Below are 12,775 nucleotides of genomic sequence, written 5' to 3' on the forward strand. Positions count from 1 at the left end.
GCCTTGTAGCTGACTTATTCAATGTCTTACCTGAGCTGACTGACGCTCTATAATAGACACCACAATGAACTATTTAAACGCCACCCCTCATGGGTGGCGTTTTTCTTTCTATTTAGACATAGCAAAGTAGGCCAAATCGTTTCATGCGAAATATCAATTCCGCGTTTAAGAAGAAGGTCTTCTACATTTCGAAGCGAGAGTAGAAAACGAATATACATCATCACTGCAAGTTTGATGATTTCTGGTGAGGTTTTGAAGTATCGGTAGATGGAGGTTTGCATGTTTCCAACTTAGCGAAAGCTTTCAATGTTGGAAATGAGCGGCATTAATCTGACAACGCTATTTTTCATATTAGGTTCTCAATGCTACCGCCACATGTCCCAGCAATACACTTGTGATCGCCCGACCGTGGCAACAATTTTTGGCGTGTGGTGGTGCAAATATTGTATTAATTCAGTCGAGATGACTGAAGCTTTCATCGAAATTGACCGCGTCTAAAAACGCATAATTATTGAGGAAATTGAGCTAAAATCGGGTCTGGATGCGCTAAGACAATACTGATTTGTCGCAATAGATACAGATTATTATTGACTTCCCTCACAAGTGAGTGAATATAAATGCGGGAGGATAAGGCAATTCTATAAGCAGTCGATTAAAGAGATAAACTGCAGATTGGTTTGTTCAGCATCCAACATAAAACAAACACCCAACCTGAGATGCAGGGAAGGTGTATCTATGACATGTTGGCTATGTTGAAGAGTGTCAGACTAACGCAATGCATTGATTGCCTTAAACGTGATTTATGGATCAACAATTCGAAAATGCTCATGTTGATGAGCGAGGCAAAGACGCATCAGGGGATGCAACCCCTTACGAGAGTGGTCTTTACAGATACTATGTTCTGTTCATTCTCACAGCGGTTTATGTATTTAATTTCATTGACCGCCAGTTATTGGTCATCCTTCAGGAACCTATAAAAGCTGAGCTTAATTTATCGGATACGCAACTTGGGCTGCTAACAGGTTTTGCCTTCGCAGTCTTTTATGTTGTGTGTGGCATTCCCATAGCGCGATGGGCGGACAAAGGTGTTCGCAGAAACATTATTGCGCTTTCGCTTTCTGTCTGGAGCATCATGACGGCGGTGAGTGGGCTTGCGTCCAATTATACGCATCTTTTGCTCGCCCGTATCGGTGTCGGAGTTGGCGAAGCGGGTGGCAGTCCACCGGCACATTCCATGATTTCAGATATATTTAGTCCACAAAAACGGGCATCCGCTTTGTCATTTTACAATGTAGGCATCTATTTTGGTATCCTTTTGGGTTTTGCTCTGGGAGGTTGGATAGCGCAGACATTTGGATGGAGACTGGCGTTTTTCGTGGTCGGTGTACCAGGTGTGATTTTGGCGTTAATCCTCAGATTTACCGTCAAAGAGCCGCCGAGAGGTTGGTCCGAAGGTGCATCTGACACACCGGTAGAAGCACCTCCTTTAACTCAAGTCGTTAAAGTGCTTTGGCTAAAAAAGTCTTTTAAATACATTGCTCTTGGTGCTAGTCTGCAAGCATTTGTCATTTATGGCGTAGGCAATTGGTTGCCATCCTATTTCTTAAGGTCATTTGATATTAGCTTGACAGAGGTTGGAACCTGGATGGCTTTGACATCAGGTTTTGGCGGCGGGATAGGTTCATTTTTCGGCGGTTGGATGTCAGACCGTTTGGGCGCAAAAGATGTGCGATGGTATTTGTGGACGCCGGCATTTCTAATCTTGCTGGTTGTGCCCGTACTGGGTGTCGCCCTAACGACAAGTAATGTATACTTGGCATTGGCTTTGACAGCGCCGTTTAATTTCCTAACAGCAGCCTATCTGGGTGCTGTTCTGGCAGTGTCTCATAGTCTTGTGGCGGTACGTATGCGCGCTTTGACATCAGCTGTTCTGTTCTTCGCCATAAATATGATCGGCCTTGGCCTTGGCCCTTTGTGCGTGGGTGCCTTGAGCGATACTCTTGCAGGCACTCAGAATATGCAGACACCATTGGGTGTTTCCATGCTGGTTTGTGGTGTAATTGCCGCGCTATCCGCAGCGGTTCTGTACCTGATCGCCACACGAACAATTCGGGCAGATATCGCACAAAAGGCTTAGCCCTCACCGACATAGGCAAAACGGGTGGAAGCTGGCTTTCGCTTTCACCCGTTTTTATTGAATGTCAGATGTTTAAGATTAAGGGCGAGATCAATCCTTTATTACTCTTCGTTTGGTATGGGGGCTCTTAAGCCCACATTCAGCATCCACTGTTTTTGATCATTTTTTCTTTGTTGGACCAGCGTTTCATGCAGTTCCAACATTCCAGGAAAAGGATCGTGTTTCAGTTCTGTATCTTGTTGAATTAACAGATATGACTGATCCTCTGAATAAGGTGTCCAGACTGGACCATGCTGACTTTCTGGCTGTCCAGTTTTGGCAAAGCTCGTCCAGTATTCGATTAACATTTGAGACAGGTTTATGCCTTCTTCATCGTATGGCTGCGGCCAGTTAGGCGGTAAGGATTGTTGCTGCAGATTGCCAAATACAAATGGAAGCTCGCTTGCATGGAATGCGCACAGGTCTGTCTTTTTCGCTTCGTTATAGCAATAGTCGAAGACATAGAAATAGCTTGGCGCACCCGCAGCCGATATTGACTTAGCTAGTCGTTCAGTTCCCCATCCATATATCGCATCGCGCATGGTTGCCATTAAAGAATTGGGCAGATCTTCGCTCGGATATTGAGCGAGGAAAGCTTTACTCAATTTCCCATACCGACGCCGGATTTCATGCTCATACTTCGGCGCGCTGCTAGGTTGAGGCGGGATAAGTGCGCGCTGAGACCGGGTTTCGCCACTGGTAAATCCAGCAAGAAGCGGAACCATATTTTGTTTGTTATTATCCAGTGTATCAATCAGTTGATCTGTCAGGTACACATTATCGATCGTACCTTCTGGACGATATCCACGTGCCTGAGCTTTTGTAGTGAACTCAACTGGATCGGCGCTTCTGGCTTCTGCTATATCTTTGTATCCAAGACCGGATACCAGAGACTGGCCTAATTCTTCAGTTGACGGCATGCCAAAAGCGCGATCCTTCAATTCTGGAAAAGCGCGCATGTTTGTGCTTTGCACGATCGCTTTGTGAAACAAGCTTTCAGCTTTGGGGCTCATCAACAAATACGTTACACTCAATGCGCCAGCAGACTCTCCCATAATGGTGATATTGGATGGGTCCCCACCAAAACTGGCAATGTTTTCTTTGATCCAGTTGAGTGCAGTGATCTGGTCCATCAGTCCATAATTACCGGATGTAGAAGCCTGAGATTCCGCGCTCAATTGCGGGTGCGCCATCCAGCCCAACGGACCAAGCCGATAATTCAGTGAAACGAATACAACACCGTGATGAGCAAAATTATCCCCCGAGAAGAGCTTCTGCTCACTCCCACCCATGCGTAACGATCCCCCATGAATCCACACAATGACAGGTCGCTTATCGGCTTGAGGCTCTGTCCAGATGTTTAGGAATAAACAGTCCTCGGACATCGATTGGGGTGGATCATAATATAGGCTTGTGCGCGGAATATCGGGTTGAATACAGCTTGGCCCAAATGCTTTGGCATCAACAAGCGCAGCGAATTTTGCGGGTGGCTGAGGAGGTTTCCACCGCAAATTCCCTAGTGGAGGTTGGGCGTAAGGAATACCACGATAGATATTCAGCCCATTTTCGCTGCGCCCTGATATTGTTCCGCTGGTCAGCTGCACAAGGGGATGTTCTGACAAGCCCGGTTGCATATGATCCTTCTCCTGACATTGAGAGAAACCCTGCATGGCAAGAACCGCGCAAAGTGTTTTCAAAAATGCATGGGGAGCGGGGGTGGCCATGATCTAACCTTATGGGTCTCAAGCATGCTGGGATTGCAGGCGTAGTTTGTCGATTTTACCTGTGGCGGCCAATGGTATGGCGGAAAGGGTGACCACACTGTCTGGCATCCACCATGAGGGGATTTTGCCTTTCAACGCAGCTTTTAGACTTTCGTCATTTAAAGAATATCCCTCTCTGAACTCGACAATGAGCAAAGGGCGCTCGCCCCATTTGGGGTGCGTTTTGCCAATAACTGCAGCAAGCGAGACTTCCGGCAGTTCAGATATAATGGCTTCTATTTCAACGGGGTTTATCCATTCTCCGCCAGATTTGATCAGATCCTTTGATCGCCCTGTGATGAATAACCGTCCGTCATCATCAATCATGGCAAGGTCCCCGGTTTTAAACCAGCCATTCTGCGTCGCAGTCTCTTCTTGACCGAAATACCGTTCAACAACAGAGGCACCTTTAACCCACAAATGACCTTCTTTTCCGCGTTGTTGCGGTAAAACATTTGCATTTTCATCCGTTAGCTGCAGATCAAGTCCTATTGCGACGCGTCCGGCACTTTGTGCACTGCGTTTGTCAGTTGGCGGCGTAGCTGTTCCCAATGGCGACAATTCTGTCATACCCCACGTGGTCTGAAGTTCGATACCACGATCTTCTATGCGTTTCATAAGGGCAGGTTGCATTGGCGCGCCACCAACCATGATCCGCTTTAAAGTATGTAGCTCAATGCCGGTTTCGTCCAGATAGTCCATTAACCCCAACCAGACAGTAGGGACACCCACAGCAATCGTCACGTTTTCGCTGTCGATAAGGCTTGCTAGTCGCCGACCATCTGCGTGGCGTCCAGGAAAGACGAGCTTGGCACCAACTGTTGGAGCTGAAAAAGGAAGTCCCCAGGCATTGGCGTGAAACATTGGTACAACGGGCAAAACGACATCAGCTGGCGTAATGCCACTGACACTGGCCTGCAGTAATCTCAGTGCGTGAAGAAAATTGGCTCTGTGCGTGTATGTGACGCCTTTGGGCGGTCCAGTGGTTCCAGACGTAAAACAAAGTCCACATGAAGTTGTCTCATCAAAATGTCCCCATACGGTATCGCTTGCAGTGTTGGGGAGTTCATTTTTGAGAATTCGAGCGCTACTAGATTTATCTGAGTGCGTGCCGGGACAATCAATCAGATAAATTTGGCAATCAAAATCCAAGCGTTCAACGATTTGTTGAGCAAGGTCATATAGGTCGCCGCTAGCAAACAGGATTTTGGCATGAGATTGTCCAATCATCCAGGCAAGCTGTTCTGCTTTCAGTCGCGGGTTTAGCGTATGGCAGATCGCGCCAATGCCCATAATACCATACCAGCATTCCATATGTTCATGCGTATTCCAACAAAGCGTGGCGATGTGATCGCCAAGCTTAACATTCTGGGACGTTAGGAACGCAGAAACACAAAGTGCATTTCTTTTCAGGTCCGCATAACCGATGCGCGATGAAACACCGTCATTTCCTGCAGTCACGACTTCCCGGTCAGGATGCCATTTCGCAGCATGATCTAATAATTTGTCGAGGGTTAGCGCGAAGTCCTGCATCGCGCCATCAATTATTCGCATTGTGAATCCTTAGAAGGTAGGGGAGGAGAAATGATGCCGATATTCCAGTTCCATTGCATCGTGCCTTCTGCTCGTCGTCTGCATACAACGGTTTCGTGGAGCTTGAAGCGTTCGAAACTAAGGTGAGGTTGGCTTTGGGCTGGTGTATCTAGCACCATGCCATTGGCATTCATTCCATACGCAGGCCAGTCGGGTGTTGTCGCATCTGCTGGTTGCCCCGTTCTGGCAAAATTAGTCCAGTATTTGACCATCAGGTCAGACAGTGCGCGTTCTTCATCATTGCCTGGAATTTCCGGCCATGGGGAAACCGCTTTTGTGAGAGTGCCGAACATGTACGGGATTTCTGAGGCGTGAAATGCCCGAAGCCCTAACCTGTTGGCTGCTGGATAGCCATGATCAAAGAAATACAGATAGGATGGTTGGCCCGCGATTGTCTGAGATGCAGCCAGTCTCTCTGACGTCCATCCATACATAGCATCACGTGTTGTAGCGAGCATGCTGGCTTCGATATTGTCTGATGGATAGATTTTCAAAAACGTATCGGCGAGTTCACCATAGGCGGCACGCACTTTTGCTTCATAATCTTCCGCGCTTTTAGGGACGGGCGGGAGAAGAATTCTCAAGGACCTTATTTCACCTTCATTAAAGCCTGTGAGAATTGGTATTTTTGCCTGTTTACCTGCATCGAAAACCGCTGGCATCTGATCTGTCAGGTATACATCATCAATGGTGGCAAAAGGAAAATAGCCTGCTGCAGATGTGCTCTCTATGATCTTGTTTGGGCCAAGCTCGCGCAGGTCTTCAGCAGTTGTTGCGCCGAGTTTGCTCATGAGAGCTGTGCCAATTTCTTCTTCAGAAAAATGGCCATTCACACGATCTTTGAGCGCAGTCATTGAGATCATGTATGCGCTTTGTGCGATTGCTTTATTGAATAGGCCTTCAGCTTTGGGGGATGTCATGAGGAGCATGACGCTTAATGCACCTGCGGATTCTCCTGCAATTGTCACATTGTTAGGATCTCCGCCAAAGGCCGAAATGTTGCGCTTGACCCAGTTGAGCGCTTCGATCTGGTCCATAAGGCCATAATTGCCTGAAATGCTTTCAGCGGATTCAGCACTTAATGCAGGGTGAGCAAGATAGCCCAGTGCTCCAAGGCGATAATTTATGCTGACAATAATGACGCCTGTTTCTTTAGCCAAAGCAGCGCCATCATACATCGCGATACTGTTTGATCCGGAACGCAATGCACCACCATGAATCCAGACCAAAACAGGGGCATTCTGCGTGTTTTTAGGTGTCCAGATGTTGAGGTTCAAACAGTCCTCGGACATGGTCGGGATGTCCCAGGCATAAATGCTTACAGGATTAGGTTTTGGTTGCGGGCAGGCATCACCGAATTTTGCTGCACTGAATTCATCCGCCCAATCGGGTGTTGCAATTGGAGGTGCCCAGCGACGTTCCCCAACCGGTGCAAGGGCATAGGGAATACCGCGATAAACATGAACGCCATCTTCTTCACTTCCGCGGATAGCTCCAACGGGTGCGTTTGTGAGTGCTATGGAAGTTGAAGTTTGGGATTGGGTCTGATTTGGAGTCGGGGTGCTTTCACAGGCCGTTAGGCAAAACGGCGCTAAAATTAGCGCCGCCAGCCCAAGGACTGTCTTTTGAGAGAAAGCTTTAAGTCTATTTCTGACGTAAGACATGAGTTTGGCCTTCATTAGTAGTCATAACTGATACGAACACCGATGGTACGAGGGCGTACGCGTGCATATCTGGCTTCAAGGAAGGATTCAGGGTGGACGTAGGTGATGGAATTGTCGTCAAACAGGTTTTCGACATAGGCCGTCAGCTTGATGTTGTCGGTGACAATACCGCCCACCAGATTGGCGACAACATATTCATCTGTTTTATCATAGGTCGGGCTTGCCACATTCGGGTTGCCCGGCACATTCGGAAGCATGGCTGGGAAATTGTCGATATAGGCAGCTGTTCCAGAGATAAATCCGTCCATGTTATCAGTGACATCAAAGTCATACCGAACTGAAAGAGATCCCTGATATTTCGGGAATGCCAGCTGAATACCTTCCTCAGCACCCGAGATAGCTGCTTCGCCCTCTGTCAGTTCTGTGACTTCTGAGTCATTGATGGAAGCATTCAGGAATATGCTGAGATCTTTGACCGGGTAGGCACCGATTTCAAATTCAACACCTTTACTGACTGCTGCGCCAATGTTGGTGGCAAACTGGATCTGGTCAGACAATCTGTTTGCCTGCACTTGAATGTCCTGCCAATCAATATAATAGGCTGCCACATTCGTGGAGAGTTTGTTGTCTAGCCACCAGCCTTTTAAGCCAACCTCATAATTGGTCAGATCGTCAGATTCTGCGCCATTTGGTATGATGAGATCATTCGGGTCTACCGTACTGACGGAACCAGCCTGAGAGTTAGCAATCGGTGATCGGAAACCTGTCGAGACCGTCGCATAAGTCGTTACATTATCAACCGGCTTATAAGATGCGCTCACCTTGTATGACATGCGGTTGGTCGTTACTTTCAGACCTTCTGCGGCTGCCACTGGGAAGAGAGTTAGGGACGTGTTTGTAAATCCCCCGAAAACAGCAGCAAAATAGTCACTTGTGTAGCCGCCTTCGTTCGTGAAACCTTGAACCGAGGTGTTGGTGTAGCGAAGGCCACCTGTGAGCCAGAACTTGTCTGAGAAACGGTATGTGACTTCACCAAAAGCCGCAGCTTCTTCGGAATCCGCATAGTTTGAATAGTTTAGAAACGCATCACTTGGTAGTCCTGTCAGTCCCAGGGTATCCAGAAATCCTTGCTCGGAACGATAGAGGAAATCCACATCGCGGCGTTTGTTGAAGTAGAAGCCCCCAACAATCCAGTCCCAATCGCCGCCAGCTTCTGAAGCAAGGCGTGCTTCCTGCACGAAAATGTCGTCATACGCGACAGCTTCTAGCGAAAACGGGATGAGCTGGTTGTAAGTGCCGCCTAGATCGACAATGAAACTTCCTTCTGTGTCAGAATATGTGGAAGAACTCGTTAAATTTGCAAAACCAAGATCATAATCAAGTGAAAAATTGTAGCTTGTGAAGTTGGCCTGAAACAGGTCCGGGCGGATTGAATAGCGAACGAACTCACCACGATCAGGGTTTATCAAGCCTGAGTCTTCTGGTTTGTTGTCTTCCTTGATGACCGTAAGCTGCATATTGAGATTGGATGTGGGTTCCCAACGAAGCGCAGCGCGACCACCATAGGATTTCAAGGCGTTTGCATCGTCTATGCCCGTGCCAACATTGTCGACCCAGCCTTCTTCATCACGGTAGAAACCAACGACCCGCAGAGCCAATTTGTCTTCAACAAGCGGCACGTTGATCATGCCGTTATAGCGCTGACGTAGCGAATCTTCGCCAAGCATTCCAAGGTCAACAAGGGTGGACGCTTCAAATTTAGATGCGTTCGGCTTCTTCGTTAGTATGCGTACTGCACCTGAGAGAGAGTTTGCACCAAACAGTGTACCTTGCGGTCCACGCAAGATCTCGACGCGCTCAACATCAAATAATGTCGGGTCAAGAATGGTGGAATTCCCGTTCGCCGAAATTGGCAATTCATCAACATAGATTGCAGTCGCGCTTTGCAGGTTGGCATTGTATCCATTGGTTGCAATGCCGCGTGTTGAGATTGTATTGAAGTTCGCAGTTGGCTGGTTCAAAACCACGCCGGGTGTTTCGCGTGCCAGCCCCTCATAGCTGACAATCCCTTGCTCACTCATGGCCTCTTGCTGGAATGCCGTAACTGACAGGGGGATGTCTTGAAGGCTTTCTTCACGACGTGTTGCCGTGACTATAACCGTGTCCAGCTTCTTGCTGCCATCTCTGGTCTCAGACCGAGAAGTCGTTTCTGTTTCTGATTGTGGTTGAGTGTTCTGATTCGTTGTTTCTTGTGCATAAGCAGGTGTGCAAAATGCTGCAAGTGATACGGCCGATACGGACGCCAGATACTTGAATTTCATATTTCCTTCCCTCTATCGCAGTGTTTTTTTATCACTGTCTGTCCCTAAATAAGATCTTATATTCACAAGAATGTCAATATTCATTATCAAGCGAGTGAATTTTACTTGAAATCGATAAATTTTTTGATTTTTCAGTATGTTATGATGAATTTTTGGATATTTTTTTGATGAACCGTAAGTTCAAATTGAAAAATTTGGATCCGTCAACATTGCAAATACTGAGTGGTTTTCTCTGCATTTCTAAGTGTTGCCCCTTCCCAATTGCGGCGTTTCTATCAAACCTGTCAGGGTGTGACTCAATGAGAACTTGACGAGTTTAGCTGCAGAGTCTGATAAAGGTGGCTGAAACACGGAGTGTACTTTGGTGACGAGAGAAACGAAGAGCCGTCGAAGATCTACGAAAGCAGAACAACGCGCAGAAACAATTGAACAAATTCTTGATGAGGCTGAAGAGCTTTTCTCTTTGCACGGATTTCATGGTGTCACTCTGAAAGACGTTGCAAAGAGGGTAGGTGTTCACCACACACTTCTCAATTACTACTTTAACGACAAAAAGCATTTGTTCGAGAAAGTGTTTTCACGTCGTGCGTTCATAACGAGTTCAACGCGTATAAAAGCACTGGATGAATACGAGGCGTCTGTTGACGGCAGGCCAACTGTAGAAGGGGCATTGCACGCCTTTTTAGATACAGATCTGGATCTATATATTGGTGGTGGCCCAGGCTGGAAAAACTATGGACGGCTCGGTGCGCTGGTTGCCAATACCCCGGATTGGGGCGCGCAATTAATGGATGAATATTTTGATCCCGTCGTTTTGAGGTTGGTTGATATTTTGGTGCAGGCATTACCAGAATGTTCTAAGGAAGATATTTTCTGGGGTTATCATTTTGTGAGTGGAGCATTGCTTTTGACCCTCGCTCGCACGGGACGTATTGATAAATTGTCTGGCGGATTATGTAACTCTGAAGACTATGAAGCAGTGAAAAGCCGCATGGCATCCTTTATGGCTGCTGGATTTCACGAGCTTAGTCAGAGGCAGCAAAAGGTGTAGAATTGAGCGCAGAAATTATGGCGGATATCAGCAGGTATTGACGTCTATAATATTCACTCGCTATAGAGTGAATATTATAGACGGGAGGCCTAGGCTGAAGAAATGATGATCGAAAATCGCTTAGACGGACGAATTGCAATTGTCACGGGGGCTGGTGGTGGCCTGGGCAGAGCGCATGCGAAATTTCTGGCAAAACAGGGCGGGAAGATCGTAGTCAACGATATATCTGAAGACGCAGCAAAAAGTGTCGCAGAGGAGATAAGTGCATCAGGTGGCGATGCCATTGCGATAGCTGGATCAGTGACTGATGAAAATCAGGTTCAACACATAATCGATCAGACCCAGCTAAAGTGGGGGCGGGTTGATATACTCATCAATAATGCAGGTATCTTGCGAGACAAGAGTTTTGCAAAGATGACCATGGACGATTTTAGACTGGTCATGGACGTCCATGTCATGGGAGCGGCGATTTGTTGCAAAGCCGTCTGGCCTGTCATGCGGGAACAAGAATACGGGCGCATCGTGATGACGACGTCCTCATCCGGGCTTTATGGTAATTTCGGTCAGGCTAATTATGGTGCAGCCAAAATGGCATTGGTTGGCCTAATGCAGACCTTGGCGATCGAAGGTCACAAATATGGAATTTGCGTCAACGCTCTTGCGCCGACCGCTGCAACAGGCATGACGGAAGGCGTTTTGAATGAGGACGTAATGAAGTTTTTGGATCCATCGTTTGTCAGTCCGGCCCTTCTTCCGCTCGTCAGTGACGGTGCTCCGACGCGTACAATTTTGTGCGCTGGTGCAGGACATGTCGCTTCTGCAAATGTCACTCTCACACCTGGCGCTTACATCGGTCAGGATACGGATGCTGCATCTGTCGTGTTCGAGAAATTACCAGATATCCGCAGCCGTGAAGGAGACGTCATTCCAGATTATGGATTTGCCCAATTCGAAAATGAAGTCGCCAGCGCAAGACGCAACATGACTTCTAAAGTAGGAGAGTGAGATGAGAGATGCAGTTATTGTTGCCACTGCAAGAACGCCTATTGGAAAAGCATATCGGGGAACCTTAAGTCAAACACCTCCGACAACGCTTGCTGCGGAAGTGATTAAATCAGGTATCCAACGTGCGGGCATTGAGGGTGGAGCAGTTGAAGATTGCATTCTGGGATGTTCTTTTCCTCAAGGATTGCAACAAAGTATTGGCCGTATGGCTGCGCTTGAGGCTGGATTGCCCGTCACAGTGCCGGGAATGACAATTGATCGTCAATGTTCCTCAGGGTTGATGACAATTGCGACAGCCGCAAAACAAATCATTGTTGATCGCATGGATGTTGTCGTTGCTGGCGGCGTTGAATCTATTTCATTGGTTCAAACACCAGACCTGCGTGTTCAGCATTCAGAAGCTTTGTCATCGCTACATCCTGCGGTTTCCATGCCTATGATTGAAACTGCGGAAATTGTTGCGAAAAGATACGGTATTAGCCGTGAGCGCTGCGATGAATATGCAGTGCAGTCACAGGCTAGAATTCACGCTGCGCAGGAAGCAGGGCGATTTAACGACGAAATCATTCCATTCACAGCAAATGTGAATATTGAAAATGCCGAGACTGGTGAGATTGTTTCCAGACAGATCATACTAGCTAAAGATGAGGGTAATCGTCCCGGTACAAGTCTCGATAAGCTTTCTAGTTTGAAGCCAGTTATGGACGGTGGAACTGTGACAGCCGGTAATGCCAGCCAGCTGTCCGATGGTGCCAGCATATCTGTCTTGATGGATGCAAAGTTGGCAGAAGCCAAAGGCTATTCACCACTCGGCCGCTATGTCGGCATGGCCGTGGCAGGCACAGATCCAGATGAAATGGGTATTGGACCTGTCTTTGCTATTCCAAAGCTTTTGCAAAAGTTTGATGTCAAAATGGAAGATATCGGACTATGGGAACTCAACGAAGCCTTCGCTGTTCAGGTGTTGTATTGTCAGGACAAGCTGGGAATTCCCAACGAGTTGATGAATGTCAATGGTGGGGCAATTTCAATTGGTCACCCCTATGGAATGTCAGGCGCACGTATGGTGGGGCATGCCATGATTGAGGGCAAACGCCAAAATGCCAAATATGTGGTCGTTACAATGTGTATTGGCGGCGGTATGGGGGCAGCAGCTCTGTTTGAAGTCTTCTAATAGAACAAAGGGTGATGTCAGACAAAAT

The 12,775-nt window shown here is 47.5% G+C and carries 8 protein-coding genes and 1 pseudogene; 4 read left to right on the forward strand and 5 right to left on the reverse strand.

Annotated elements, in window-relative coordinates; all coding sequences use genetic code 11:
- Window positions 1-134: 134 nt before the first annotated feature.
- Window positions 135-281 (reverse strand): annotated as a pseudogene (locus AC5EF3_RS09730) (IS6 family transposase); the annotation flags it as partial.
- A 521-nt stretch (window positions 282-802) separates the two neighbouring features.
- Here AC5EF3_RS09730 and AC5EF3_RS09735 point away from each other — a divergent pair.
- On the forward strand, window positions 803-2,137 hold the full coding sequence (locus tag AC5EF3_RS09735; RefSeq protein WP_493547896.1) for a spinster family MFS transporter: 1,335 nt from the start codon (window positions 803-805) through the stop codon (window positions 2,135-2,137).
- Between the two features lie 101 nt (window positions 2,138-2,238).
- Here the strand turns inward: AC5EF3_RS09735 and AC5EF3_RS09740 are convergent, their stop codons facing one another.
- From AC5EF3_RS09740 to AC5EF3_RS09755, 4 genes are read right to left on the reverse strand one after another with little or no spacing between them, the layout of a single operon-like run.
- Window positions 2,239-3,900 carry a carboxylesterase/lipase family protein gene (locus tag AC5EF3_RS09740; protein ID WP_493547897.1) on the reverse strand — a complete coding sequence of 554 codons (1,662 nt, stop codon included), beginning with the start codon at window positions 3,898-3,900 and terminating at the stop codon, window positions 2,239-2,241.
- An 18-nt stretch (window positions 3,901-3,918) separates the two neighbouring features.
- Window positions 3,919-5,493 (reverse strand): AMP-binding protein, encoded by a 1,575-nt coding sequence (locus AC5EF3_RS09745; RefSeq protein ID WP_493547898.1) that lies wholly within the window; start codon window positions 5,491-5,493, stop codon window positions 3,919-3,921.
- Complete coding sequence (locus AC5EF3_RS09750) at window positions 5,484-7,196, reverse strand: carboxylesterase/lipase family protein (protein ID WP_493547899.1); 1,713 nt, start codon at window positions 7,194-7,196, stop codon at window positions 5,484-5,486. Before AC5EF3_RS09750 ends, AC5EF3_RS09745 begins: the two co-directional genes overlap by 10 nt.
- A gap of 14 nt (window positions 7,197-7,210) precedes the next feature.
- Window positions 7,211-9,517, reverse strand: coding sequence for a TonB-dependent receptor (locus AC5EF3_RS09755; RefSeq protein WP_493547900.1), 2,307 nt, complete (start codon window positions 9,515-9,517; stop codon window positions 7,211-7,213).
- 364 nt (window positions 9,518-9,881) lie between these two features.
- On the opposite strand from AC5EF3_RS09755, the gene AC5EF3_RS09760 reads away from it, so the two are divergent.
- From AC5EF3_RS09760 to AC5EF3_RS09770, 3 genes are all read left to right on the forward strand, one after another.
- The gene (locus AC5EF3_RS09760; protein ID WP_493547901.1) at window positions 9,882-10,568 is read left to right on the forward strand and encodes a TetR/AcrR family transcriptional regulator; all 687 of its coding nucleotides are present in this window, start codon (window positions 9,882-9,884) and stop codon (window positions 10,566-10,568) included.
- Between the two features lie 102 nt (window positions 10,569-10,670).
- On the forward strand, window positions 10,671-11,573 hold the full coding sequence (locus AC5EF3_RS09765) for an SDR family NAD(P)-dependent oxidoreductase (RefSeq protein ID WP_493547902.1): 903 nt from the start codon (window positions 10,671-10,673) through the stop codon (window positions 11,571-11,573).
- Window position 11,574: 1 nt separating this feature from the next.
- Window positions 11,575-12,747 carry an acetyl-CoA C-acyltransferase gene (locus AC5EF3_RS09770; RefSeq protein WP_493547903.1) on the forward strand — a complete coding sequence of 391 codons (1,173 nt, stop codon included), beginning with the start codon at window positions 11,575-11,577 and terminating at the stop codon, window positions 12,745-12,747.
- Window positions 12,748-12,775 lie beyond the last annotated feature (28 nt).

This window comes from Hirschia sp. (genome assembly GCF_058892565.1).

What these genes read in the sequence shown, in the direction of transcription:
- AC5EF3_RS09735 (WP_493547896.1), top strand. Translation starts at nt 803, where the DNA reads ATGGATCAACAATTCGAAAATGCTCATGTTGATGAGCGAGGCAAAGAC.
- AC5EF3_RS09740 (WP_493547897.1), bottom strand. Translation starts at nt 3,900, where the DNA reads ATGGCCACCCCCGCTCCCCATGCATTTTTGAAAACACTTTGCGCGGTT.
- AC5EF3_RS09745 (WP_493547898.1), bottom strand. Translation starts at nt 5,493, where the DNA reads ATGCGAATAATTGATGGCGCGATGCAGGACTTCGCGCTAACCCTCGAC.
- AC5EF3_RS09750 (WP_493547899.1), bottom strand. Translation starts at nt 7,196, where the DNA reads ATGTCTTACGTCAGAAATAGACTTAAAGCTTTCTCTCAAAAGACAGTC.
- AC5EF3_RS09755 (WP_493547900.1), bottom strand. Translation starts at nt 9,517, where the DNA reads ATGAAATTCAAGTATCTGGCGTCCGTATCGGCCGTATCACTTGCAGCA.
- AC5EF3_RS09765 (WP_493547902.1), top strand. Translation starts at nt 10,671, where the DNA reads ATGATGATCGAAAATCGCTTAGACGGACGAATTGCAATTGTCACGGGG.
- AC5EF3_RS09770 (WP_493547903.1), top strand. Translation starts at nt 11,575, where the DNA reads ATGAGAGATGCAGTTATTGTTGCCACTGCAAGAACGCCTATTGGAAAA.